A 23,908-nucleotide genomic window follows, 5' to 3' on the forward strand; every position below is an offset into this window, starting at 1 on the left:
CATCCTGTCGGACAATTGCGACAATGGTCGTCTGCGCATGGCGCCAGCGCCGGGTCAAAATACCCGGTCCGGCCTCAGAGCCAGCCCCGGAAATAACAAGGAAAATTCGGTGAAACTCAGCGATATCGCCCGTCTGGCCGGTGTGTCCGTGACCACGGCCAGCTACGTCATCAACGGCAAGGCTGAACAGCAGCGCATCAGCAACGCCACTGTCGAACGGGTGCGCGCGGTGGTCGAAGCCCACGGCTTCACACCCAACCCGCAGGCCGCTGGCCTGCGCAGCCGACACACCCGCACCCTGGGCTTCATTCTCCCGGATCTGGAGAACCCCAGCTACGCCCGCATTGCCAAGCAGCTGGAGCAAGGCGCCCGCGCCCGTGGCTACCAGTTGCTGATCGCCAGCAGCGACGACCAGCCCGACAGCGAGCGCCAGTTGCAGCAACTGTTCCGCGCGCGCCGTTGCGATGCCCTGTTCGTCGCCAGCTGCCTGCCGCCGGAAGACGACAGCTACCGCGATATGCAGGACAAAGGCCTGCCGGTGATCGCCATCGACCGCCGGCTGGACCCTACGCACTTCTGCTCGGTCATCAGCGACGACCGCGATGCCAGCCGGCAATTGGCTACCAGCCTGCTCAGCGCCGCCCCACGCAGCATTGCCCTGATAGGCGCACGCCCCGAGCTGTCAGTCAGCCAGGCGCGTGCCGGCGGGTTCGACGAAGCCCTGCAAGGCTATACCGGTGATGTCCGTCGCTACCAGGGCGAGGCGTTCAGCCGTGAGTGCGGCCAGCGCCTTATGCAACAGCTTATCCATGACCTGGGCGGCCTGCCGGATGCCCTGGTGACCACCTCGTACGTGTTGCTGCAAGGGGTGTTCGACACCCTTCAGGCACGCCCGGCCGACTCGCGCCAGTTGCAGCTGGGCACCTTTGGTGACAACCAGTTGCTCGACTTCCTGCCACTGCCGGTCAATGCCATGGCCCAGCAGCATGGCCTGATTGCCGCCACCGCGCTGGAACTGGCGCTGGCCGCAATCGAGGAAAAACGCTACGAACCTGGCGTGCATGCCGTGGGCCGCACCTTCAAGCAGCGCATCACGGCGGCCTGAACATGCGCCTGATCGACACCCACACCCACCTGGACTTCCCCGACTTCGACGCCGACCGCCCGCGCCTGCTGGCCAACGCGGCGGCACGCGGGGTGGAACGGATGGTGGTACTGGGGGTGTACCAGGCGAATTTCCAGCGGGTGTGGGACCTCGCCTGCACCGATCAGCGCCTGTTCGCAGCACTCGGCCTGCACCCGGTGTACCTCGACCAGCATCGCCCGGAGCACCTGACGCAACTGCGCGAATGGCTGGAACGCCTGCATGGCGACCCACGGCTGTGCGCCGTGGGTGAGTTTGGCCTGGACTACTACCTCGAAGACCTGGACAAAACACGCCAACAGGACCTGTTCGAAGCGCAACTGCAAATGGCCTGCGACTTCGAACTGCCCGCGCTGTTGCACGTACGCCGCAGCCATGCCCAGGCAATCGCCACGCTCAAGCGCTACAAGCCGGCGCGGGCGGGCGTGATTCATGCGTTTGCCGGCAGTTACGAAGAGGCGCGCGAATACATCAAGCTAGGCTTTCGGCTTGGGCTTGGCGGTGCCGGCACCTGGCCACAGGCGCTGCGGCTGCGCAAGACGCTGGCGCGCCTGCCACTGGAGAGTGTGGTGCTGGAGACCGATGCGCCGGATATGGCGCCGGTGATGTACCCGGGGCAACGGAACAGCCCGGAGCATCTGCCGGACATTGCCGGGGCGCTGGCCCAGGTGATGGGAGTGGATATAAAAGCGCTGGCGCAGGCCAGTACCCGCAATGCTTGCGAGTTGTTTGGCTGGTGAAACTCAGGTGAACGCGTTTCTTGTGGGAGCGGCCTTGCGTCGCGAAAGGGCCGCAGAGCGGCCCCAGCAATTCAAGCGGCGAAGCTGAAGTTCCGGGGCTGCTGTGCAGCCCTTTCGCGACGCAAGGCCGCTCCCACAAGCTTCAGATCAGACCAGCACGGTCCACAGCGCGAACCCGGCGTACCACAACACCGCACAGCGCAGCAGCAGCTCCCACAGGCTGTCCAGCCGCCCCAGCCCACGCTGGCTGTCTTCTTCATCGGGAATGTCATCGGCAATACGCCCCACCCGCGCCACCAGGTGCGCAGCACTGATGTGCCAGTTGAGCACCTCGTGCAGCATCACCCGGGTTACTGCAAGGAAGTTGCCCACCAGCGCAAAGCTCAACGCCATCAAGCGAACCGGCAGCCAGTCCATGATGTGCCGCAGTTGTTCGGCCCGCGCCTTCAACGCAGGCTGCTGGCTGTGCTCGCCGCACAGCGCCAGCAGGCGATAAGCCAGCGCCGCACCAGGGCCCAGCACGAAATACCAGAAGATCACCGCGAAAAAGCCTTGGTACACCTGCCACAGCAGGTTGCCCTGAACACGCACCAACAGGCTATGCGGCTCGTCCGCCACCACGCCCAGGTCGCGCTCTGCAACATGCAGCGCCGCTTGATCATCACCGCGTCGCCAGGCATCACGGAACGGTCCCAGCGACGCCTTGGCATCGCCACGGCCCAGGCTGTAGACCAACACCAGCAGATGCACCGGCAGCGCCAACAGCCCATAGGCCACCGGCTCCAGCACATGCAGCAGCAACACCAGCAGCGCTACCGGTGCCAACACCAGGATGGCCAGCGTCCACCAGGGGTGCACCTTGCCGCTGCGCTCCAGGCGTACCAGTTCGCCAAGAAAGAACCCATCACGCTGCACTTGATGGCGCAGGGCCGAAAACTTCTCGACCCACAGTGCCAGCAGCAACACCAGAAAACTCATGCCTTGTCCTCGTTGTGCAGCAACGCTTCACGGTAGCGCGGCCAATCGAACGACGGGCCGGGGTCAGTCTTGCGTTGCGGGGCAATGTCGCTGTGGCCCTGAATGCGGCCCAGGTCGATGGCCGGCCAGGCCCTGCGAATGTGCCGGGTTAGCTGCTCCAGCACGCCGTACTGGGCATCGGTGTAGGGCAGGTCGTCGGTGCCTTCCAGCTCGATGCCGATGGAAAAATCGTTACAGCCTTCGCGCCCGTCGAAGCACGACACACCCGCGTGCCAGGCGCGCTCCAGCAATGACACGAACTGCGTCACTGCCCCGTCACGCTCGACGAACAGGTGCGCCGACACGGTCAGCTGGCTGATGCTGGCGAAATAAGGGTGTTCGTTCGGGTCCAGGCAATTCTGGAAGAACTGCTGCACCTTGCCGGTACCAAAGCAGGCCGGCGGCAGGCTGATGTTGTGTATCACCAGCAGGGAAATCACTTCGCCTTCGGGGCGGGCATTGAAGTTCGGCGAGGGGCAGTGGGTGATTCCGATTCCGTGGAACCAGCCAGTGGCACGGTCCAATTGCATGGGGCAAATCCTGAAAGCGCCTTGAACAGAACCACAGTATGCCCTGCCGCCAACGCCGTTGGCATGTGAATGATTGTAATGTTGCCGGTTACCGCACCTGCGGTTGCCGCAGCCCGTCGAGCACCGCCTCCAGCGCCCGCTCGAACAACAATCCGTCATCCAGCACCCGCACGTCCCCCCGCTGTAGCGCCTGCGCCAGGCCCGCGCCGCTCCACTCTCGCACCTTCATGCCGGTGCGGTTGGCAAACACCAGCCTGTCGCTGCTGTCGATGTGTGCCACCAGCTTGCAGCGCAGCGGTTCGTCGTCATCAAGTACTTCAACCCAGGTCCCGATACGCAAGCGCTGCACCTGCCGCAACGCTGCAGCCTGGCCATCGGCAATGTGTAAAGGCGCGCAGGACGGTTCTTCGGCAATCGCCAGCACGATATCTTCGTCCACCAGCACTTCGGCCAAGGGTTGGCCATGGCCAACCGTTAGCTCAGCGCCTGCGCAGGCACGCAGGTGCAATTGCTCCAGTTGCAGGAAGAACTCACGGGTTGCCGCCGAATTCAGGGCCACGCTAGCCAAGCCATCGCGCAGCGCCTTGAGCAGGCCCGGCACCTGCTGCAACAGGGTTTGCGGCTCATGCCCGGGGGTGATAGTAGCCAATAGCGTGTCCACCGTCTGCAAGCTATCTCGCCAGGCCTGGGAGGCTTCACCCTGCTTGAGCCAAGCCAGCAGCAGCACCTGGCTCCAGGCCTGTACCAGCATTTGCACCACCACCAAGGGCAAGACCCGGCCACGCAGGCGCTGGTTGAGCACCCGCTGCACCTGCTGCCGCGCCTGCAGGGCACGGGCACGCCCTTCTTCGGCGTCGCGCGTGCGTTGCTCAAGCAATTCGTTGCGCCGCCGTTCCTCCTGGTTGAACGCAAGGAACTCGTCGAGCAGTTCGGCAAACAGGCAGGTATCTTCGGCAAAATCATTAATCAAGCGCTGGACTATGCGCTCTACTCGCAAGTGCAGGCTGTCGCGCAGGCCTTCGCCACCGCACTCCCAGCCAATGGCTGCGCCTGCGATTTCGTTGAGCAGCCGGCGTGCAGGGTGACTGGCCCGGCTGAACAGCCCCTTGTCCAGCAGGGCGACCTTGAGCAGCGGGATATGCAGGCGCGCGATCAGCGCACGCAGGCTGGCCGGCAGGTTGTCGTCGCCTTGAATACAGGCGAACAGCAGGCCGACCAGGTTGATCATGTCCTCGTCGGCTACGGCGATGCGCCGGCGCGTGCCACTGCGCACGCTGACCCGCAGCAGCAGTTGTTCGAGTTGTTGGCCGAGCTCGAAATCATCAGGCTCGCCGGTAGCCGGCAAGTAGTGCTGCAAATGCGAAAGCAGGCGGACCAGGTCGGCGGTGCTGATCGACTGGGCCGCAGCCACCGCCTGCAATCGCGGTGCGAACTGCCCGCGCGCCGGGGCCAGCAAGGTTTGCAACGAGGCAAAGAAGGCCTGGCCTGCCGCATCCGCCCCCACTTCCTGGCCTTGGCTTGCCGGCCCTCGTCCTGCCCTCATGCGCCGGTCTTCGGCACGCCGGCGCGGGGCCGGTTGCAACTCGGGCAGCACACCGGCGACGGCCAGCAACTGGTTGGCTTCGGCATAGATGACGTCGACATCGCGCAAGACATAACGCTCGAAAAGCTTGAGCAGGACCAGTTTGACCCGTAAGCCCACCCCCAGGTTACGGCCAGCTTCAAGGAAGTACCCGCACAATGCAGCAGGGCCGAGCGGGTTGCGCTGCTCATGCACGGGGCGGTCGAGCAAGGCCTGCAAGCGCAGGCCCAGTTGCTGCAGGGCAATGCCATCGCGCGACAGCACCCGCGCGACCATGCCTTCGATGGCCGCAGCCCGTTCCAGTTGCACCTTGCTACGCAGGTTGCCGGGTTCTGCCAGATGCACAAGCAGGTCGACCTGGCCGATGCGGGCGTAGGCGTCATAGAAGGTATCAAGGAAGCCGCGTTCGATACTTTTGCGCTTCAGGCGCAGATCCCGCATGGCCTCGAAGTACAGGTTCTGGTCGCAGCGATCAACGGCCTTGTCGGCCATCTCGAACAGGGTGTCGTCAGCATTGTCGAACAGCGCCTGCAAGCCCTGGCGCAATTGCAGCGCAGCCTTGTCGCGCACTTGCAGGAGCAACACCGGAAGGCAAGGCAGAGGCGTGCGCCCCCCTCGGTCGATGGCTGCCGCCAGGGGCACCACCTTGCCTTCTTTTTGCATCCTGGACTCCTTGCAGGGTGTCATGCCCGAAGGGGCTGTAAATCGTCAAAGCTATGACGCCAAATACTGGTCGCCATTATCAGTAAAAAATCGCACAGCTGCCAGCGCCGATTCATGGACGGGTTAATGACCCTCGTTTGCAGGCATTGCTCACGAAGACCGACCAAAGGTCATGGCCGGGGCGGCTGTACACATCGGCCCCCTGCCCTATAATCGCCGGCATCTAGCTTGTGGAGCCGACCATGCCGAACCTACGCCTTGCCGACCTGACCGCTGAAATCGAAGCCAACGTGCGCCGCGCACTGTTGGAGGACATCGGCAGTGGCGATATCACCGCGCAGCTGATCCCGGCCGAGCGCCTGGCCAAGGCCACCATCATCACCCGCGAAGACTGCGTGATTGCAGGCACTGCCTGGGTCGACGCCGTGTTTCGCCAGCTCGACCCGCGTGTGGCCGTGCACTGGCAGGTGGCCGACGGTGATCGCGCCACGGCCAACCAGCCGCTGTTCCACCTGGAAGGCCCGGCCCGCTCGCTGCTGAGCGGCGAGCGCAGCGCGCTGAACTTCCTGCAGATGCTGTCGGGGGTCGCCACCCGTGCGCGTTTCCTGGCCGACTTGGTGGAAGGCACCCAGGTGCGCCTGCTGGACACCCGCAAAACCCTGCCCGGCCTGCGCCTGGCACAGAAGTACGCGGTTACCTGCGGCGGCTGCGACAACCACCGCATCGGCCTGTACGACGCCTTCCTGATCAAGGAAAACCACATCGCCGCCAGCGGTGGTGTTGCCGAGGCCGTAACGGCGGCGCACCGAATTGCGCCGGGCAAGCCGGTAGAGATCGAAGTGGAAAGCCTGGATGAACTGCGCGAGGCGCTGGCAGCGGGCGCGGACATCATCATGCTCGACGAGCTGAACCTGGACGAAATGCGCGAAGCGGTGCGTATTAACGCGGGCAAGGCCAAGCTGGAGGCCAGCGGCGGGGTGAACGAGACGACCTTGCGGGTAATTGCCGAGACTGGCGTGGACTACATCTCGATTGGTGCCATGACCAAGGATGTGAAAGCAGTGGACCTGTCCATGCGGTTGAGCCTGTGAGCTGACCGCAGGCAATAAAAAACCGGCCTTTCAGCCGGTTTTTTTGGGGCGCTATCTGATCAGAACGAGGCGTTGGCCAGGCCGTCCAGGTAACGCTCTACGTCCAGGGCCGCCATGCAGCCAGCGCCGGCCGAGGTAATGGCCTGACGGTAAACGTGGTCAGCCACGTCACCTGCAGCGAACACACCTTCAACGTTGGTGGCGGTAGCGTTGCCTTCACGGCCGCCGTTGACCACCAGGTAGCCGTCCTTGAGGGTCAGCTGGCCTTCGAACAGCGAGGTGTTCGGGGTGTGGCCAATGGCGATGAATACGCCGTCGACCTTGATTTCGTCGCTGCTGCCGTCGTTGTTCTTCAGGCGCGCACCGGTTACGCCCATGTTGTCACCCAACACTTCGTCCAGGGTGGCGTTGAGCTTGAGCTCGATCTTGCCTTCGGCCACACGGGCGTTGAGCTTGTCGACCAGGATCTTTTCGGCGCGGAAGGTCTCGCGACGGTGCACCAAGGTAACCTTGCTGGCGATGTTGGCCAGGTAAAGCGCTTCTTCCACGGCAGTGTTGCCGCCGCCAACCACGGCGACTGGCTTGTTGCGGTAGAAGAAACCGTCGCAGGTGGCGCAGGCCGAAACGCCCTTGCCCATGAAGGTTTCTTCCGACGGCAGGCCCAGGTAGCGGGCGCTGGCACCGGTGGCGATGATCAGTGCGTCGCAGGTGTATTTGCCGCTGTCACCCTGCAGGGTGAACGGTTTGTTGGCCAGGTCGACAGCATTGATGTGGTCGAAGACGATTTCGGTTTCGAAACGCTCGGCGTGTTCCTGCATGCGCTGCATCAGGGCCGGGCCGGTCAGGCCGTGGGGGTCGCCCGGCCAGTTGTCAACTTCGGTGGTGGTGGTCAGCTGGCCGCCCGCCTGCATGCCGGTGATCAGCAGCGGCTTGAGGTTGGCGCGGGCAGCGTAGACTGCAGCACTGTAACCGGCAGGGCCGGAACCGAGAATGATGACGCGCGAATGACGTACTTCAGACATGTCGAACTCCTGTCGAGCCGGCGGCACGGGCCGGCATCGGTGTACCGGCTGCGCCAGCTGGAAAATTAAAACGGACCCACGCAGCACTTGGGGAAGGCTACAACGCGCAGGCCCGAAAAGCGGAAAGTTGAGCGCACTGTAGCGAGGCCGCAAAGATTAAGGAAATATCCTTAGACAATCCACCTCATAGGCACGGTCTATTCATTGATTTCATTCATAGGCCAGCCCTGGCGCTTTTGTTACAGCCCGTGTCCCGCTTGCGAGCCACCTTTCGTCGGCGCAGCAAACTCGGTAAGGTCAGCGCGTTTTCCTTCTCTGCGGAGTCTCCCGATGCAAGCCCCTGTCCTCTCCGGCCCCCAATACCTGCGCGAAGGCCTGAAACTGGTGCTGAGCCCCAACCTGCGGTTGTTCGTGCTGCTGCCGCTGGCGGTCAACCTGCTGCTGTTCGGTGGCATGGTCTACTTCGCCGGCCACCAGTTCGGCCTGTGGCTCGATGCCCTGATGCCAACGCTACCAGACTGGCTGAGCTTTCTCAGCTACATACTCTGGCCGCTGTTCGTTGCCCTGCTGGTGCTGATGGTGTTCTTCACCTTCACCCTGGTGGCCAACATCATTGCCGCGCCGTTCAATGGCTTCCTGGCGGAAAAGGTCGAAGTGGTGGTGCGTGGCGAAGACACCTTCCCGGCGTTCAGCTGGGGCGAGCTGGTGGCCATGGTGCCACGCACCTTCAGCCGCGAAATGCGCAAGTTGGGCTACTTCCTGCCACGGGCCATCGGCCTGTTCATCCTGTCGCTGATCCCCGTGGTCAACGTAATCGCCGCGCCGCTGTGGCTGATGTTCGGGGTATGGATGATGGCCATTCAGTACATCGACTACCCGGCGGACAACAACAAGATGAGCTGGCAGGACATGCTCGCCTGGCTGCGCCAGAAGCGCTGGCAGTCGCTAGGCTTTGGCGGCATCACCTACCTGGCGCTGATGATTCCGGGGGTGAACGTACTGATGATGCCAGCGGCGGTGGCCGGGGCTACGTTGTTCTGGGTGCGGGAAAAGGGCGACATCCGCGTCACTAAAGCAGCCAATCAGAACGCCTGACAAGCACGTAAGCGATGCCCTTTCCCAGCCCACTGATACACAAGGCTGGTACACATGGCACTGATAGCTCAACCATTCAGGCACCCCGATTCAGGCATCTATTACCTACGTCGCAGGGTGCCTGATGACCTCAGGCAGATAATCGGCAAGACCGAGATCCGTCGGTCGCTAAATACACGACACCACCACCAAGCGAAGGCTGTATTTGCCCTTGCTTATGCAGAGTCCGAAAGGATATTTAATGATGCCCGCCAAGGCCTCTACGTTGCCCCCTGCAAGCGAGAGACGCTAGGGCAGCGTGTACCTACGCCTTTAGTGCCCACCCTCGAAAAAGGCTCCATTAGGCTGTCAGAAGCCCTCACTCGCTACGTCGAGTCCATCTCCATGTCTGGTAGATCTGAGTATGTTTCGCGTCGCCATGCCGTGGACTACAGCCGGGCTGTCAACCGGTACATCACAGACATGGGCGACAAGCCAATCGCCTTGATTCAGCCCTCAGATATCCATGCGTTCGCTGCGAACTTGATCCAGCCTGCTGATGCCAACGTTAAGCCACTGGCTACCTCGTCCACTCGCTTGCTGCTGGCGCGACTGTCATCGGTGATGGCCTTCACCGTCGATTCTGGTTTGGTTGAAACGAATCCTGTGACTGCGTCACGCATCCACAAGCGGCTGGGGTCGGGCAAAGCGAAACGCCGATTGGACGATAACCGTGGATATAGCTGGAATGAACTGGTCTCGCTATTCAGCCACACCCACTTCCAGCAGCTTCGACACGCTGAGGGCCGGCCGGGAAGCGCGGTCTTCTGGATACCGTTGATGGCTGCATACACTGGTGCCCGACGCGAAGAACTGGCTCAACTCTATATAGAGGATGTCCACCAGCATGAAGGCGGGTCTTGGTTTATTCGGATCATTGACGATAGGCCAGACAAGTCTGTTAAAACCGATAGCAGCCGCAGAGAGATCCCTGTTCATCCTGACCTGATCGCCCTAGGCTTGTTGACACTGGTGCAAGATCGCACGCCTGGAACCCGCGTATTCCCTCAGTTGGTAAAAGTCTCGGATGGTTTCGCGGGGATCGTCTCCAAGTCGTGGCGCCCTATCACTCAACGGTGCGGGGTGTATCAACCAGGCCGAAACCCACTCCACGCCTTCCGGCACAGCTTCAAAACGCTTGCAAGGGAGCACGGCATACCCAAGGAAGTGAGCGACTGGATAACTGGGCATGCGTCTGGCCATATCGGGGATAGCTATGGCATTAACCCACTGCCCCGGATGGCGATGGAGATACAGAAGCTGCCTAGCCTTGCTAAAGCTGCTGGGCTGCTGCCTAACTAATGACAGTCTCTCGCATAAACGATAGCCGTACACCTCTGAAGGCGATGCTGGAGGCGCTGCTTACGATACCGATGACGGCAACGGCTGGCGGATCTTGTCGGTAGCCGATACGAGTATGTGAAGACGACCATCAAGCGGATGAGTGTCTTGGGCATCCTGCAACGCAGGGTGTCCCGACAGGCTGTTAATCACGAGTAGCCGAGAGATTGCCAAGCTTACAGGCAAGCGTCACGATCACGTGATGACAGACATCAAGAGGATGCTCAGGGACATCGAGCGGCACGCTCCTGACTTTCTAGGAACGTACCAAACTGATCGCGGCAACACGTACCGGTGCTTCGACCTGCCACGCAGGGAGACGGATGTCCTGCTCACTGGCTACAACATGGTGCTGAGAGCCAAGGTCATTGACCGATGGCGTGACTGGAAGGCCAGGTCGCCAACGTGCTCTAGTTGCCTGTATGGTCCCTGCACCGCCTGGGCTTCAGTGACGAGGGTATTGGCAGGCACGCAAATGAGATCACAGCCTCATAGCTAACTTACAACCAGGCTTACATAGCTTGCTTAGTTGCAGCATGATCCATGCTGCAATATACATCACGGGAGGAGCCATAAACTTTACGAGCAACTTAAAGCTTGACTTCCCACAACAAATCTGTATCATTCCCACCCTGTCAGAGCCACTGACATCCGCAACATCTCCCCTACTAGATCACTATCTCGCTTGTTCAAGCCACTAGGCCACTGAGCAGAGCGGGCTTTGTGCCGTCTGCAATAAAGCCAATTACTAAAACCTAATTGCTTAATAAACGTGAGGGATTGCTAACAAATAAACTGAATAGACCGACATCACATGAACAACAATAAACCAGCCAATACAAAACTTCTTACCACTACAGAGCTTCACGCACTGGATGCGCGAATAGCTGCCAACGCCCGCCGATGGCTGATAAAGCAGATTCCGAACTTTGAGAAGGAGCAGCCGAGCAAACAGAAGAGCACACGAGGACCAAAGCCAAACACTATTACCAACCCCTTTTTCGGCTTCATCGGCTGGGATACGCGATGGGGACGTTACCCTGGGTTTGCAATGGATATTATCGAGGGAATCGCACGACTTGATTGGCATAACCGCCCTATCGGTGTAGGTGGTAAATCGATGCCGCTATCTGTGCGCAGTCTTGTAAGAGTCTTGGAAATCCTACCAGCCATCCATAACGAAGCCATTGAAGAAACCCTACAATTAAAGCCAAGGCATGCAAGGCGTTACTTTAAAGCAATCAAACTTATAATCCTAAGAATGATGAATAGTCGCCCAAGATCGCTCATCCATGAAATGGATGGAACATGCCTTGATGGAATCGCTACTCCTAAAGTAAGTACTCATGACTGGGAAGACTGCGATGACGCTAACCCTCCAGACCCTGAGATACTGGCCAAACTCCATTACGACCTACGCACACTAGCTCAATTCAGAAGCTCTGAAGATTACGAAGCAGAATACGAAGCAGAGCTGAGCAAAGAATTCATCCAGCCAGCCATCGTTCAGCCGCCAGGGCGTCCGGATCATCCAAAGAAGGCCAAGGTAATGCAGATGCTGGTGGAAGGTACTCCGCTCAAGGCTATTGAAAGGGAGACGCGGGTTGATCGGAAGATAATCAGGAAATGGAGAGATGAAGCAGCACGGCTAGAAGCCTCGCAGGCAGCATAACCGCTACAACCGGTCAGGAGCAGGGGGGGAGTAATACGGCCGCATACATATAAAAGGCAAGTGCCAAAGCGGAGCTTTGAGATTAGTACCTCTAGAGATTCCCCTCCAGATTAACCTCGTGGCGACTACGCCACAGCAGGAATGACTTCGCCTGAGGCAAGGATAACGACTCTATGCAACATATAAGAGAAGGGGCAAGAAAGCCCCTACCGCTCTTGATCTTGCTTTAATTCTAATTTTAACTGTAGAAGTTACTACCGCGTGACGACCGTCACCATTTACTTGCAAGGTTAAGATCAAAAGCATCAGGGGCTTTCTGCCCTGCCCCTGCTACAACTATGCCGTAAGGCAGGATAACCATTCTATTAGTAGGGGAGAGAGGGGGCTGAACTGCCCCTCCCCGCTCTTGATCTTGCTCTTAACCATGCCGAGCGGCATAGGTTGGTAATCGCGTGACGTGCGTCACATATAACTCAGCAAATCAGTACTCTGTGCAGGCGTGAGTGCCAGCAGAGGCCGAAGTGCTAATCCTTAGCCCTCGACCTGGCAACGATGGAGCTGAAATGCGGCCACATCCTAGGCCGCAATATGATGATGCCAGCTTAATGCCAGCAAATGATCATTCAGCTTGCGATGGGGTTCCCAGGGGGAAGCTCGGGCCTCTGGATTTACCGTAGCGAACAAGATCGGGGTTCATTCTACAACTTACAGTGCCTGCCGCCAGAGCGCTCAGATTCAGCGACTCTATAAGTTCGGCTCCCGCGAGCCCTAGGATGCCTGCTTTAACCTTCTTTAGGGGAGTGTTGCACTGCTGCACCACCTCCGCCAGGGATACCTCTACGCATCCATCAGGGTCAAGACTCTTCGTAAGGACTAGCATCACCTGTATAAAGCTGGGGGCTGCAACGCCCACTTCGGCAAGCTTGCTAAACATGAGTTGGCTCAGGTAGACGAATGGTGGCTCGTTGTCGTCACTGCTGTCGGTCGGTACGTACTGGTCGTTCATAATGTAAGTTCCTTCAATTTAGCCAAGTTGAGTAAGTTAGGTTCAAGGTCTTCCCAGGTCTTACGTGTGGTCTTACTAGGGGTCTTCCTCGGGTCTTACTCAAAATGCTGCCTTGCAGGGCTTACGATCTGACTTCACCCGCACCTGTGTGCGAGCTACTGGCTGAATTTGTCCTCTGCCAGCAGGGCCCGCCTACTAGCCTCATACTGGTTCGCTACTAGTCGGTCTTTGGGAGAAGAGATGGACATCCCTGCCAAGTAGGCCGACCACTTCGCATACAGGTCCTTGCTCAGATCCAGGGTCTTTGCAGACACCTTGGCTTGCTTGAGGCGAGCAATGGCCTCATTCCCCTGCTGGTAGGCGTACTGCTGGCAGTCAGCTAGGGCTTGAGCATTCTCATCTGGCCGTTTACTCGATCCATACCCACGAAGCTGGCTGTACAGGATGTAACCCATATCTGCCTGCTGACTGCATTCCCAGGCTCTCGCCTGAAGCACCGTTTCAAAGTTCCAGGCCGGGGACTGGGCGTCTTTGTACTTGACCTCAATCGGCGTGAACTTCCACCGCTCGGCAGGTGCAGCATCTGTGTACACGATTGGTTCATATCGTGATTGAGCACACCCCACCAGCAACCCCAAAGCCCCTACAGTCAGTGCTCGTTGGAATCTACTGCTCATCGTTCGCTTCCTTGTAAGTCACCTACTGGACCCTGATCGATCTATAGCCCTTGCCCACCATGCAGTTCTGGTAGGCTTTGTTCTGCTTCATCTGGATGTTGGCGCCTTCAGCAAACGTTCCACGGTACTCCCAGTCTGCCACTTGGATCATGGCGGCTTGGTTCTGGCACTTGGCATCGTCCTGCATCGCAGACTCATCAGAAGCCCCAGGCTTCACCATTTTGTACTGCGGCTGGGCACAACCAGCGATCAGTAGCACCACCCCTGCAACCACCAAGCCCTGCAATCGTCCTTTCACCATCAACAGTCCTGCCTCCGCTTGAGTGACGACCGCCACAGTCGCCCCTGCAATAGCAACGTGCCATTGCCCAGGACCAATGATGCCATACCGCGATGCGAATTCACAGTATACTGTGAAGACCTACCGAGCCCTTGAACCGACAGTGCAACCTCACACAGAGGGGGCAAGGTTTGGACGCAGGGTTGGCATTCGGCAAGGTTCTTCGCCAACGGCGAAAGCAGGCTGGACTGACGCAGGAGAAGCTAGCGTTTGAGGCTGAGGTGCAACGAAACTACGTGAGTCTCATTGAGCGGGGGATCCATCAGCCTACCATCAACGTTATATTCAAGCTGGCAGCAGCACTAAAGTGCAAGCCTTCGACACTCATAAGCGAAGTGGAATCAACGATCTTGTAAAGCGCCCTAGAGATAAGCCAAAGCGATTAAACCTGTAGATTAGACATTTGGAATGCCGCCAAGGACGAGAAACATTTCATGACCGAAGAGAACAAACCCAGCAACAATATCGACAGCACAATCAATGCTGCAACAGGCCTGGTGAAAGCTATCCCCATCTACGACGACCTAATTCAGCCCGCCGCTAAACAAATCGGCAGATCGCTTGAAACCCTCTGCAAAGCAGTAAACGTAGCTTTAGCTCCAATTAGTGGCGCAATATGGAGCTATGAGCAATTTCAAAACTTCATCAACAACAAAGTAGCAAGCAACCTCAAGGAAGTACCCCCGGAAGACATAATAACACCCAAAAGTAGTGTCGCCGTACCTGCAATTCACGCATTGAGCTATACTTTAGATGAAGAGCTATTGAGTGATATGTATGCTAAGCTGCTTGCTAGCTCAATGGACCGTAAGTCAGCCAATGGTGCGTTGCCAGCCTTCGTAGAGATGATTAAGCAATTAACATCAGACGAGGCTAAGTTAATGAAGCTATTGATTTTACCTCAAGCCTTCCCACTACTCTTCATCCGAGCTCAATCAAAGCAGCCAGATGAAGGCGGCTATGATGTAGCAACAAATGTGACACTGCTTGGAGAATCCGCACAGCTCAGTGCCCCGGAAATGACCCCTACATACTTAGATAACCTTAAAAGGTTAGGTCTCATCGAGATCCCCGGCAATTACGAGTACACAGACAAATCTCTATATACACAGCTAGAGAACAGCCGTGATGTTCTGGCTTATAAAAGACAGATAGCGGAGTGGGACTTAATCTTCAAATCAACTAGAAGCGCAGTGAAGCTAACTAGCTTAGGGGAGCACTTTGGGAGGATCTGCATTACAGGCACAGGACTTAGACCTACCCCGCCGGTCAGCTCTTAACAAGTCGCCAGCCAACCCTAGCATAACCCCACTGCTACTTAGCTCCAAGGCAGATAACTAGCGCCCTAAAACCTAAGTAGCAGCCCCATACTTCGCACTGGGTTTATAGCTTTAACCTCCTCTGTTGTTATCTGCAAACATTGCCAATTACCTATCCGTCAAGATCTCCGTCCCCGAATGCACCCGAGCCACTTCTAGACCAGTATTTACAATTGCTTTATCTAATCGGTTGCTAATCGCCAACTAGCCCAATTCGTGCCTCTCTGACGGCTAGCCTGACCCCTACCCCCATGAATGCTGGCATTGATACGAGCGGAGTCAAGCAAACAGCCCTTCTGAGGCATTAACCTTATAGTTAGAATGGAATTAGGTGTTGCTCAGCATTCTACTGGTCCGGCGAAGGAGCCTAGAGGGGCACTATCTATGAAGCCAGCAGGGCTATTACGCTGCGGTAATGAGCGGAGAGCAGGGAGGTAAGCGTCATGTCGGAACAAGAAGTATGCATCACCACAGTGGTGACACGCCTCTGGGGTAATCAAATGGCCATGTGCGAGGCCCTTCATGCCCTGGCGCTGCTGCTTACGCAGAACGGGCACCCTGATCAGGCGGTACGTGTAATGCAGCTATCCAAGAGGCTTCTAGACTCAAGCTAAGCGATAGAACCAGCAATCGGGGCTCTCACGGAGATATCGGGAAGGAGGTTCCAATCGGCCAATGATGATGGCTCTGCTCTACCCCCCCAGTCGATCAGTGAATGCCTCACGCAGGTGATGGCAAGCAGTGCCCTACGTCTCGGCAATCCTGTAGTAGCATTTGAAGCTCATCATCTTTGGTGACGTGGATAGCCCCGTCTAACAGGATCTCCCAGCGCCCATCAAGCTCGTGTCCCTGCCAGTAAAGTTCCGCAGCGCCCAGGTCACCTGTTTCAGCGAATCGGTCGTAAAGGCTCGCATCAGCTCTCAGTGAGTTAATAGAGTGAACGATGCCCACTGAGACGATGTGTCGAGCTGTTCCAAACATCACCCCCAGCATTTCACGGGACGCAGCGCCCTCTTCAGCCACCCAGATGCAGCCAAGCCTAGATGGAGCGGCTGGGGCGACTCGCCGCCGTACTTCCTCCATCTGAAGCTCCACTTCGTAGATTCTAATGAAGCGGTCTTCGTCACCCCACCCTAGTTGCGAGCCGTATCCATCGGTGATCGTCATTCTCTTACTAAGCATGAAGCCAAGCATGAACACACGTGCGCGTGGAGTGAGCGCTGAGCGGAATTGCCCTTCACGAACGGCATCCAGACTCAGGTCCTCGACCCGCGTATGCATCGCGTGTACGCCCTGATCGACTGACGCAATGCAGCTCGGTGACATTATCAGCGGCTGGAGTGCCAAGTTATGGCAGACCATGAAATCAGTTGGGTCGAACGCATGAATGAGCATTAGGCACGTTCCTGATAGACGTAATCAGCCGACTCTACATGGATCACAGCGGAAGCGACGATAGATCCATCTCAGCCACCCTGCACCACGCTTTCCCAAGTCGAATCAGGAAGGCATAGGAAGCACCGCCCCCTTTCAATATCCTTGTATCTACTGAGGTAACCTTCGCCCCCACACCGCAAGCAAGATGGATCTGCGTGAACCTTCAGCCGAGCCCTGAGACCGAGTAATCCGTCTTCTGAAGACCTTACGCGCTCCTCTCTCGATTCACGGTCGAGAAGGTCCTCCAGGCCATCCGGATCTTGAGGATCAATCTGTAACGTTTCGCAAAGGTCTTCCCAATCACTCATCATCAGTTCCTTTCTGTTCGACAGCGCAAGCCTACCTCGTTACGACGGATCCTACTTCGTTGGCAACCAACGATCCATCACTGCGAGCCAGCAAAGTTTAGCTCTCCCCTGTTCATGATCCTGTAGTCATTAGCCTCTACCTGAGCGACCACAAGTTCATGAATACAGCCAACGGCCGGAACCCGTATTCATTAGACTTGATTTTAGCAATGAATACAGCCACACTCCAAGCCTCTAGAGCCAAATGAATACAGAGGCAGGGATATGGCACGAGTTGGTTACATTCGCGTTAGTTCGGTAGATCAGAATCTAGATCGTCAGCTTGACGGCGTTGCCTTGGACAAGGTGTTCACAGAGAAGCTTAGCGGTGCTACCACTGATCGACCCCAGCTTCAAGCAATGCTGGAGTACGTCCGGGAGGGTGATTTAATCCTTGTCCACAGTATCGACCGCTTGGCTCGCTCCTTAGCGGACCTGCTGAAGCTAGTGGAAGACCTGACCAAGCGGGGCGTACACATCCGCTTCAACAAGGAACAGCTTGAGTTCACTGGCGAAGACAATCCTACTCAGCACCTAATGCTGTCTATGATGGGTGCTGTGGCCCAATTTGAGCGAGCTATGATAAAGGACCGCCAGCGAGAAGGCATCGCAAAGGCCAAGCAACGAGGCGCCTACAAAGGCCGTACTAAGACAGTGGATGATGCAGCTATACGAGCAGCTATCGCTGGTGACGGCGTAACCAAGGGCTTGTCATTCCGTCAGGCTGCTGAGCAATTACGTGTAAGTCTGAGCACCATCCAGCGTGCGATGAAGGCTAGTACCTGACTTCACTTAATCCAAGCCACTACAATTGTTGAGATGAGATTATGGATGATGATAAAGCGGCCGCCCTAGCCGACACCCTGGAGCTGCTGCATCTGAATCATATCGCTCTAAGGGCTTCAGTGGAGGAAGTCAGTACCTGGATACGACAGCGGGGCAGCGTGAACGTCCACCATAACGTGATGGCGACGCTAGACGCGCTGGACACTAATTCGGAAGCAATAGCTTCAGCGATAGAACGGCTGCGACCATAACAAATTACTGCGTCTGCCATATTTTGAAATTAGCGCCACTAGTGGCGATAGCATATAGCCAAGGCTCTTAACACCGGCCGCCAGATGAACCGTTACACTATAAAGAAGCAAGATGCATCTGATGCTGAAGCTCCTCGATTGTAAGCGCTGGTACTGAGCGATGAAGCATCGCGTGACAATTAGGGCAAACCGGACGCAGATCCTGCTCTGGGTCCAGATGGTACTCTCCGCCGATCTCCGATAAGGGTTTCAGATGATGAACATGTATGAAGTCCTTCCCAAGCCCTCCATAAACCCTTTCAAAGTCAAAGCCGCATACAAAGCATCGCCAGCCCCAATGATTTACACACCTTAATCGAGCCCCTCGATCCCTCTCATACACTTTTACTGACTTAGTTGAAACCGCACCCTCTACCACAGTGGTGTAACCTGCGATCTGCCCACTACCCCTAGACAAATTAGAATTGAAACTCCACACCACTTTCACAGGACTTGAATCAAATCTATCCGATGCTATTGCTGCACCAGCAAATATAAAAGGATCCTGATTATTTGAACGGTAGAATATGAAGACCTGCCCTTGCCGACTGAGAAGCCGCTTGATAGAGGGATGCTCTAACTTTGAACCACCCTTGCCATACCAGACTAATTGATCACCAATGAAATGGTTATCATAGTCATGCCCAGTCCTTCCAACACTACCTACGTTACAGAATACAAAATAGTTCCCGGCATGCTGAACGTAACCAGTGAACCAGTCACCCCCAGATGGATGAGGATCCAACCCGAGCACCGTAAAGATGTCCGATCTTGAATACTTTTGCCCCACACTGAACAACAACTTCAATGAGCTAACTTCTTGAGTGGAATCGGCCACCGAGCAAACACCGGCTCCCAAGCCTTGGCCAACGACTCTGTACTCAGCCTTGACAAGCCGGTCCTCTGCACGAGAGAGCAGTTGCTGATCAAAGAATTTAGCCCATTGACTCTCAAGAATAACTGCCTCGATTGAAAGATCAAGCCTACCCTCAATCCAAAGCCTTTTGAAACCCTCAGACAGCGTGCCTTTGGAGAGCAGTGATATTGCTGTCCTATAGCCCCCTATCGAACCGAGCATTTTCAAAAAGTCATTAGGCTTGTACTTAACAGCCTGATAAGCTTCTGCGGCCTTATCTCGCAAGAAGGCAGTAAATACTTCGTCTTCCGCAGCAGTCATTGACATAAACTACTCCCTTCAATTGCTCGCCCTACGAACTCCATCTCTACGTCCTCGCGACGATTCCACTCTAGTAGCACCAAGTGCCGACCATCACCAACAAAATCCCAACTCGGCCTCAACCTGTCATACAACAGTTAGAGCCAAACCCCGCACGCAAGTAGATTGACCAGTACCAAAGACTCTGAATAACGCCAAGGGAGGACTGAATAAAGGGCTAAATCCTCCGCTCACATGATCCATGCGCATCAGTTTAATTCCTCGCCCCCTTCATTATGCCTCCGCAACAAGCATTACTGAGGGAGGAGAGGAACCAGTCAGTCCCTTGTTATGTCTATGACATGCTCCGGCAGGAATACCACTTGATCCCCATGCCGAAGATCATTCTGCTCATCCGAACAAACAGGTTGATTTACAAGCCTACCCAATATATATGGGCCAGAGTAACCTGTAACCTCAACCCACATCCGCTCACAGAATAGATCATCATCTTCATTCTCATCGAGAAGAGAGAACTCAAACTGAAGCTTGACGGCATCGCCCAATTTTAAGTTATACCTCTCCGATACTTCCGGAATAATAAATGTCTTGGGGGAGCGCTCACTACTCGCGGCTCCACTCAATAGATGCCATCCCTCCATATCTAATACGGCCAACCGGTGCACAGGCAACGTATTACTTACAACAGTTGAAACTGCTGCAAACGATGGACGAAGCCCAATTGGAGGTGGTTTTAAAGCCGGCTCTTTAAATATCGCACGCAGTAGATCTTCAATCCGCTGATCTTGCACACCGTCATCTCGCATGTCGATGGCGTAGATTCCTGAAAACTGGGGAGGGACTGAGCAATCAGAACCTGGTGTAAACTCACCATCTCGGATAATAGGAATGAATCGCTCTCGCTCCAGACCTGCAGCAATACGCCCTGTGATTATCTGCTGCTCATACCCCACTCCACCAGCCCGCAGTAAAGACTTCCTGCTGTAATCCTTAGTGCAAATAACTAAAGCGAAGTCACAACCCTGCGCCTCCACTTCCATAAACTGAGTCAGGCTTTGCCCAGGGGATATATGCCATTGGTCTAGCCTTACATTCACACCATTCATGGTCAGCCTTTCAGCCAACCCGCGCACCCACTCTTTATGAGTGTCACTTTCCCATGAATAGGATATAAATACTTGGGGAGCAACTTCTACATCAGTCATTCACGCTTCCTCTGCCATCGTGAAGTACCAAATCCGCCACATGAGAGGGCGAAGCGTTTGGCCTAACAACAGAAGTATATTCGATGACACTATAACTTCCGCTACAATCAAAATTCAAATATCACCCTGAATATCAACCATTCCAAGATTGCCCCCTGGTTAATTTAATACACAGGTATCCAGCCGGCTGACTGGTAGCTAGCCCAGACCTTAGTACCAACATAGCTTGCGAGCCCAGCAATAAGCAATATATTGCGCCAGTGATAATGCAACACCGACTTACGAATAAAACTTAAGCCGACCGAGCGATGAGCCTCAATATCCTCAGACTCATCCGCATCCAAAGCCTGGGCGTTAGCGAACATCACCGCAATCTTGGCTTCAATTCTCCAGAAGCCGAAGGCTGCACTACTTGCAAATGTAAGCAGGCTGACGAGTAACATTGTTTCCTCGTTCAGCCCGAGTGGTGCGTATGGATTAGTCTGTGCAAGGTACGCACATATAGCAAGTGTGGCGCCGAGGATAAATTGATCGAGCTTGTTAGACGCGTCGATTTGCATCATCCCAAGCTGATCTGCGCGCTCATTATCGCTAGCCATAAGCATCCTTCACAATCAGACACAGAAGCTAGAGCACCCAGAACAGCAGAGTACCGCTAGCTGCGTCTTGTTAGACAAAGATTCAACAGAATCGACTAAGCGCAACAGGAGCATGCTGGGATGGCCTACAATCTCTTAAGGGTAACCATGCACTGCTACCCTTCAAGATCTCGAACGGCACAAGTCCAGTGCCGACCCTGACAACAGGTAAACGCAGCCAGGAGCCTTAGTTCCAGCGCTACTTAGTCTGCTTATCGCCCTTAGCTTCCATGAATGCTGCGAAATCGGCAAGCGATACTCCCAGCCACCCTTTGCCATTCTTGGGCGACCAAAGCACACCGCTAGGCTTGACTCGAATATGGCCTACAACCTTACCTTCAGAGTCGACAATTTCATGGTCTTCGAATTTACGCGGGCGGAACGAGTTAACTGCCATACATTCTTCCTTGGTGGACCTTAACAGGCAGCTGATTCTATGGCACCCGACATCATCGTGCCACCACCATAAACCATTGATTCGGGAGGCCTGTATCGTACTCATGCCAACACCCCACATCGCGGTGGCGTCGAGCAGGTAGGAAAGCTAATACGCCGCTCATGGCGCACCACTCAGGTTCACTACGGCACTGGTCCATTTCGATAATTAAGAGCGAGAAATCTTCTATAATTCAAGGACTTGCGTAATTGAGATAGCCCCACCAGCCACCTCCAATATCCGCTTGCTAAACGACTCATCTCGACTGCCCTCTCCCACCTCTCAAACCATCACAAGCCGGTTGCGCCCCCCTGAAGAACTCATTGAGTAGCCGTGCGAAGGCATGAGCCAGAACTGCTGCCCCCTAAGAACGGTGCAAGAGCGCCTACCAGAGAGTCCTATAGCCTTCTCAGAACATCCACTTAGCTGATACATTTCCTATTCACTCCCTTGGGAAAGGGCGGTGAATTACGTGGTTTCCAGACGATTTGCTTGGCTTTTGCTGTACATCGACTACCCGGCGGACAACAACAAGATGAGCTGGCAGGACATGCTGGCCTGGCTGCGCAGCAAGCGCTGGCAGTCGCTGGGCTTTGGCGGCATCACCTACCTGGCACTGATGATCCCAGGGGTGAACGTGCTGATGATGCCGGCGGCGGTGGCCGGGGCTACATTGTTCTGGGTGCGGGAGCGTAACTGACTGCCGAGGTGTACCCGCCCCCCTGTAGGAGCAGCCTTGTGCTGCGAAGAGGCCATTGCAGCCGAAGATAATCTTCAGCCTTACCGGCCTCTTCGCAGCACAAGGCTGCTCCTACAAGATGAGGCGGCAGCCTGAGTGATGGTGAAAGACATTGGGTCCACCAAAAGGCAGACCAAATCTGCTTGGGGCTCTACTGCCCCAACCGGCTGGAAAACTGCCCCACCACATCCACCACCCGCTTCGCCCCGTCCTGGATCTCGACAATCACGTTGCCCGTCTCATCGGCCAGCGCCAGTCCCTGCTCGGCCTGGCGCTTGCTGGTGTCGATGATCTCCACCGCCGCCTGCGCCAGTTGCTCGTTCTGCTTTACTACCCGGGCAATTTCCTCGGTAGCGGTGCTGGTGCGCGAAGCCAGCTGGCGCACTTCGTCGGCAACCACGGCAAAACCTCGCCCTTGCTCGCCCGCGCGGGCCGCTTCAATGGCCGCGTTAAGGGCCAGCAGGTTGGTCTGCCCGGCAATGTCGCTGATGGTCTTGATGATCGACCCGATCACCCGTGACTGGGTGTCCAGCGCCTGGATGCCCTCCGCCGCCTCTTGCATCGAGGCCTCAAGGCCGCGCATCACACTGACGGTCTGGGTGACCACCTCGGTGGCCTTGCGCGCGCTGACATCGGTACCCAGCGAGGTGCTATAGGCGACATCTGCCGCCTGGGCCACGGCCTGCTCCTGGTTGACCTGGTCGGTGATCACAGTGGCGAACTTGACCACCTTGTACAGCACATCGTGGGCATCGAAGATCGGGTTGTACGAAGCCTCCAGCCAGATTACCCGGCCATGGGCATCGATACGCTTGAAACGTTCGGCAACGTATTCACCCCGGCGCAGCTTGTCCCAGAACGCCTGATAGCCGGCCGAGTGAACCTCCTCCGGCTCGCAGAACATACGGTGGTGCTTGCCGCGAATCTGCTCAAGGCGATAACCGACTGTGGCCAGGAAACGCTCGTTGGCAGTGAGGATGGTGCCGTCGAGGTCGAACTCGATCACTGCAGTAGAGCGCATCAGCGCCTTGATCAGGCTTTCGTGCTCACGAGACGTCTCAATGGTGCGGGTCAGGTCGCTGGAGTGCAGCGTGAAGTACTTGATGCGCCCCTCGCTGTTCTTTACCGGCTGCAGGATCGACCGCAGCCAGGCTTCCTGGCCGTTGCCACGCAGCAGACGGAAGGCGCCGTTCAAATGCTCGCCACGGCTGATCGCGCTCTTCATGCGTTGGTAGAAATCCAGCGACTTCACATGGGCTGGGACGATGTCCTCGATGTTGCGCCCAAGCAATTGATCGGAACGGTAGAGCATTTCGCTCTCGAAGTTGCCGTTGACCATCTCGATCCGTCCCTGTGGGTCGAGTTGAAGTACCAGCATCTCGCTGTCGAGACTACTCTTGACCTGTTCCACGGACATCAGATCTTCGCGCAGCTGCCGGATTTCTTGCTTGAGCTTGCTGTTGAACATCACCGCACTCCTGGAGCGCATCACCTAGTCGAATGCATCTTCATCGGCTGCCGGTTGCACCTTCTTGAGCACCGCGCAACGAAATATTCATAAAGGCAAAAGCGTCA

General features: G+C 56.5%; 22 protein-coding genes and 3 pseudogenes. 12 read left to right on the top strand and 13 right to left on the bottom strand.

Going from position 1 to position 23,908, the window contains the following annotated elements; translation table 11 throughout:
• Positions 1–109: 109 nt before the first annotated feature.
• Both cra and SB765_RS26610 read left to right on the top strand, forming a co-directional pair.
• Complete coding sequence (gene cra / locus SB765_RS26605; RefSeq protein WP_341797586.1) at positions 110–1,105, top strand: catabolite repressor/activator; 996 nt, start codon at positions 110–112, stop codon at positions 1,103–1,105.
• A 2-nt stretch (positions 1,106–1,107) separates the two neighbouring features.
• Positions 1,108–1,884, top strand: a complete 777-nt coding sequence (locus SB765_RS26610) for a TatD family hydrolase (protein WP_410932198.1) — start codon at positions 1,108–1,110, stop codon at positions 1,882–1,884.
• A 147-nt stretch (positions 1,885–2,031) separates the two neighbouring features.
• On the opposite strand, the gene ampE is transcribed toward SB765_RS26610, so the two are convergent.
• The 3 genes from ampE to SB765_RS26625 form a co-directional block, all read right to left on the bottom strand.
• A complete protein-coding gene (gene ampE / locus SB765_RS26615; RefSeq protein ID WP_234227514.1) occupies positions 2,032–2,862 on the bottom strand; it encodes a regulatory signaling modulator protein AmpE in 831 nt (276 codons plus the stop codon).
• Positions 2,859–3,431, bottom strand: coding sequence for a 1,6-anhydro-N-acetylmuramyl-L-alanine amidase AmpD (ampD, locus tag SB765_RS26620; protein WP_341797584.1), 573 nt, complete (start codon positions 3,429–3,431; stop codon positions 2,859–2,861). Before ampD ends, ampE begins: the two co-directional genes overlap by 4 nt.
• 88 nt (positions 3,432–3,519) lie before the next feature.
• Complete coding sequence (locus SB765_RS26625) at positions 3,520–5,676, bottom strand: DUF1631 domain-containing protein (RefSeq protein WP_410932199.1); 2,157 nt, start codon at positions 5,674–5,676, stop codon at positions 3,520–3,522.
• 242 nt (positions 5,677–5,918) lie between these two features.
• On the opposite strand from SB765_RS26625, the gene nadC reads away from it, so the two are divergent.
• Positions 5,919–6,767, top strand: coding sequence for a carboxylating nicotinate-nucleotide diphosphorylase (nadC, locus tag SB765_RS26630; protein WP_016501457.1), 849 nt, complete (start codon positions 5,919–5,921; stop codon positions 6,765–6,767).
• Positions 6,768–6,826: 59 nt separating this feature from the next.
• Here nadC and trxB read toward each other — a convergent pair whose 3' ends face one another.
• Positions 6,827–7,789: a thioredoxin-disulfide reductase gene (gene trxB, locus SB765_RS26635; RefSeq protein ID WP_003247318.1), complete on the bottom strand. Its 963-nt coding sequence runs from the start codon at positions 7,787–7,789 to the stop codon at positions 6,827–6,829.
• A 330-nt stretch (positions 7,790–8,119) separates the two neighbouring features.
• Here trxB and cysZ point away from each other — a divergent pair, with 330 nt between their 5' ends.
• The 5 genes and pseudogenes from cysZ (at position 8,120) to SB765_RS26660 (ending at position 11,936) form a co-directional block, all read left to right on the top strand.
• Positions 8,120–8,884: a sulfate transporter CysZ gene (gene cysZ / locus SB765_RS26640; protein ID WP_410932200.1), complete on the top strand. Its 765-nt coding sequence runs from the start codon at positions 8,120–8,122 to the stop codon at positions 8,882–8,884.
• A 54-nt stretch (positions 8,885–8,938) separates the two neighbouring features.
• Positions 8,939–9,127: pseudogene (locus tag SB765_RS26645) on the top strand (DUF6538 domain-containing protein); the annotation flags it as partial.
• Positions 9,128–9,346: 219 nt separating this feature from the next.
• Positions 9,347–10,225 (top strand): site-specific integrase, encoded by an 879-nt coding sequence (locus tag SB765_RS26650; protein ID WP_410932213.1) that lies wholly within the window; start codon positions 9,347–9,349, stop codon positions 10,223–10,225.
• Between the two features lie 142 nt (positions 10,226–10,367).
• On the top strand, positions 10,368–10,763 hold the full coding sequence (locus SB765_RS26655; RefSeq protein ID WP_410932201.1) for a Rha family transcriptional regulator: 396 nt from the start codon (positions 10,368–10,370) through the stop codon (positions 10,761–10,763).
• A gap of 315 nt (positions 10,764–11,078) precedes the next feature.
• Positions 11,079–11,936 (top strand): helix-turn-helix domain-containing protein, encoded by an 858-nt coding sequence (locus SB765_RS26660; protein WP_302088492.1) that lies wholly within the window; start codon positions 11,079–11,081, stop codon positions 11,934–11,936.
• A 619-nt stretch (positions 11,937–12,555) separates the two neighbouring features.
• Here the strand turns inward: SB765_RS26660 and SB765_RS26665 are convergent.
• The 3 genes from SB765_RS26665 to SB765_RS26675 form a co-directional block, all read right to left on the bottom strand.
• On the bottom strand, positions 12,556–12,942 hold the full coding sequence (locus tag SB765_RS26665; protein ID WP_182390421.1) for a hypothetical protein: 387 nt from the start codon (positions 12,940–12,942) through the stop codon (positions 12,556–12,558).
• Positions 12,943–13,097: 155 nt separating this feature from the next.
• A complete protein-coding gene (locus SB765_RS26670) occupies positions 13,098–13,619 on the bottom strand; it encodes a hypothetical protein (protein ID WP_410932202.1) in 522 nt (173 codons plus the stop codon).
• 22 nt (positions 13,620–13,641) lie between these two features.
• The gene (locus SB765_RS26675; RefSeq protein ID WP_410932203.1) at positions 13,642–13,956 is read right to left on the bottom strand and encodes a hypothetical protein; all 315 of its coding nucleotides are present in this window, start codon (positions 13,954–13,956) and stop codon (positions 13,642–13,644) included.
• Between the two features lie 146 nt (positions 13,957–14,102).
• Between SB765_RS26675 and SB765_RS26680 the strand changes: the two genes are divergently transcribed.
• Positions 14,103–14,315: a helix-turn-helix domain-containing protein gene (locus tag SB765_RS26680; protein ID WP_302088495.1), complete on the top strand. Its 213-nt coding sequence runs from the start codon at positions 14,103–14,105 to the stop codon at positions 14,313–14,315.
• 78 nt (positions 14,316–14,393) lie between these two features.
• Positions 14,394–15,239, top strand: a complete 846-nt coding sequence (locus SB765_RS26685; protein WP_302088496.1) for a DUF4393 domain-containing protein — start codon at positions 14,394–14,396, stop codon at positions 15,237–15,239.
• Positions 15,240–15,998: 759 nt separating this feature from the next.
• Here SB765_RS26685 and SB765_RS26690 read toward each other — a convergent pair.
• Positions 15,999–16,673, bottom strand: a complete 675-nt coding sequence (locus tag SB765_RS26690; RefSeq protein WP_302088497.1) for a hypothetical protein — start codon at positions 16,671–16,673, stop codon at positions 15,999–16,001.
• A 614-nt stretch (positions 16,674–17,287) separates the two neighbouring features.
• Between SB765_RS26690 and SB765_RS26695 the strand changes: the two genes are divergently transcribed.
• On the top strand, positions 17,288–17,848 hold the full coding sequence (locus tag SB765_RS26695; RefSeq protein ID WP_302088498.1) for a recombinase family protein: 561 nt from the start codon (positions 17,288–17,290) through the stop codon (positions 17,846–17,848).
• A gap of 348 nt (positions 17,849–18,196) precedes the next feature.
• Here the strand turns inward: SB765_RS26695 and SB765_RS26700 are convergent, their stop codons facing one another.
• The 3 genes from SB765_RS26700 to SB765_RS26710 form a co-directional block, all read right to left on the bottom strand.
• Entirely contained in the window at positions 18,197–19,321 is a 1,125-nt protein-coding gene (locus tag SB765_RS26700; protein ID WP_410932204.1) for an HNH endonuclease, read from the bottom strand.
• 311 nt (positions 19,322–19,632) lie between these two features.
• On the bottom strand, positions 19,633–20,520 hold the full coding sequence (locus SB765_RS26705) for a TIR domain-containing protein (RefSeq protein ID WP_410932205.1): 888 nt from the start codon (positions 20,518–20,520) through the stop codon (positions 19,633–19,635).
• A gap of 164 nt (positions 20,521–20,684) precedes the next feature.
• Positions 20,685–21,119 (bottom strand): hypothetical protein, encoded by a 435-nt coding sequence (locus tag SB765_RS26710; RefSeq protein ID WP_302088502.1) that lies wholly within the window; start codon positions 21,117–21,119, stop codon positions 20,685–20,687.
• A gap of 980 nt (positions 21,120–22,099) precedes the next feature.
• On the opposite strand from SB765_RS26710, the pseudogene SB765_RS26715 reads away from it, so the two are divergent.
• Positions 22,100–22,294, top strand: a pseudogene (locus tag SB765_RS26715) (EI24 domain-containing protein); the annotation flags it as partial.
• 190 nt (positions 22,295–22,484) lie between these two features.
• Here the strand turns inward: SB765_RS26715 and SB765_RS26720 are convergent.
• Positions 22,485–22,916 (bottom strand): methyl-accepting chemotaxis protein, encoded by a 432-nt coding sequence (locus tag SB765_RS26720; protein ID WP_371321157.1) that lies wholly within the window; start codon positions 22,914–22,916, stop codon positions 22,485–22,487.
• Between the two features lie 156 nt (positions 22,917–23,072).
• Positions 23,073–23,822, bottom strand: a pseudogene (locus SB765_RS26725) (PAS domain-containing protein); the annotation flags it as partial.
• Positions 23,823–23,908 lie beyond the last annotated feature (86 nt).

The sequence above is a fragment of the Pseudomonas sp. SIMBA_067 genome, assembly GCF_046534675.1.
Classification (GTDB): Bacteria; Pseudomonadota; Gammaproteobacteria; order Pseudomonadales; family Pseudomonadaceae; genus Aquipseudomonas; species Aquipseudomonas putida.

What these genes read in the sequence shown, in the direction of transcription:
- SB765_RS26720 (WP_371321157.1), bottom strand. Translation starts at nt 22,916, where the DNA reads ATGCGCGGCCTTGAGGCCTCGATGCAAGAGGCGGCGGAGGGCATCCAG.
- SB765_RS26705 (WP_410932205.1), bottom strand. Translation starts at nt 20,520, where the DNA reads ATGACTGATGTAGAAGTTGCTCCCCAAGTATTTATATCCTATTCATGG.
- SB765_RS26660 (WP_302088492.1), top strand. Translation starts at nt 11,079, where the DNA reads ATGAACAACAATAAACCAGCCAATACAAAACTTCTTACCACTACAGAG.
- SB765_RS26700 (WP_410932204.1), bottom strand. Translation starts at nt 19,321, where the DNA reads ATGTCAATGACTGCTGCGGAAGACGAAGTATTTACTGCCTTCTTGCGA.
- SB765_RS26625 (WP_410932199.1), bottom strand. Translation starts at nt 5,676, where the DNA reads ATGCAAAAAGAAGGCAAGGTGGTGCCCCTGGCGGCAGCCATCGACCGA.
- nadC (WP_016501457.1), top strand. Translation starts at nt 5,919, where the DNA reads ATGCCGAACCTACGCCTTGCCGACCTGACCGCTGAAATCGAAGCCAAC.
- SB765_RS26665 (WP_182390421.1), bottom strand. Translation starts at nt 12,942, where the DNA reads ATGAACGACCAGTACGTACCGACCGACAGCAGTGACGACAACGAGCCA.
- cysZ (WP_410932200.1), top strand. Translation starts at nt 8,120, where the DNA reads ATGCAAGCCCCTGTCCTCTCCGGCCCCCAATACCTGCGCGAAGGCCTG.
- SB765_RS26695 (WP_302088498.1), top strand. Translation starts at nt 17,288, where the DNA reads ATGGCACGAGTTGGTTACATTCGCGTTAGTTCGGTAGATCAGAATCTA.
- SB765_RS26650 (WP_410932213.1), top strand. Translation starts at nt 9,347, where the DNA reads ATGGGCGACAAGCCAATCGCCTTGATTCAGCCCTCAGATATCCATGCG.
- ampD (WP_341797584.1), bottom strand. Translation starts at nt 3,431, where the DNA reads ATGCAATTGGACCGTGCCACTGGCTGGTTCCACGGAATCGGAATCACC.
- SB765_RS26690 (WP_302088497.1), bottom strand. Translation starts at nt 16,673, where the DNA reads ATGCTCATTCATGCGTTCGACCCAACTGATTTCATGGTCTGCCATAAC.
- SB765_RS26670 (WP_410932202.1), bottom strand. Translation starts at nt 13,619, where the DNA reads ATGAGCAGTAGATTCCAACGAGCACTGACTGTAGGGGCTTTGGGGTTG.
- trxB (WP_003247318.1), bottom strand. Translation starts at nt 7,789, where the DNA reads ATGTCTGAAGTACGTCATTCGCGCGTCATCATTCTCGGTTCCGGCCCT.
- ampE (WP_234227514.1), bottom strand. Translation starts at nt 2,862, where the DNA reads ATGAGTTTTCTGGTGTTGCTGCTGGCACTGTGGGTCGAGAAGTTTTCG.
- SB765_RS26610 (WP_410932198.1), top strand. Translation starts at nt 1,108, where the DNA reads ATGCGCCTGATCGACACCCACACCCACCTGGACTTCCCCGACTTCGAC.
- SB765_RS26710 (WP_302088502.1), bottom strand. Translation starts at nt 21,119, where the DNA reads ATGGCTAGCGATAATGAGCGCGCAGATCAGCTTGGGATGATGCAAATC.
- SB765_RS26685 (WP_302088496.1), top strand. Translation starts at nt 14,394, where the DNA reads ATGACCGAAGAGAACAAACCCAGCAACAATATCGACAGCACAATCAAT.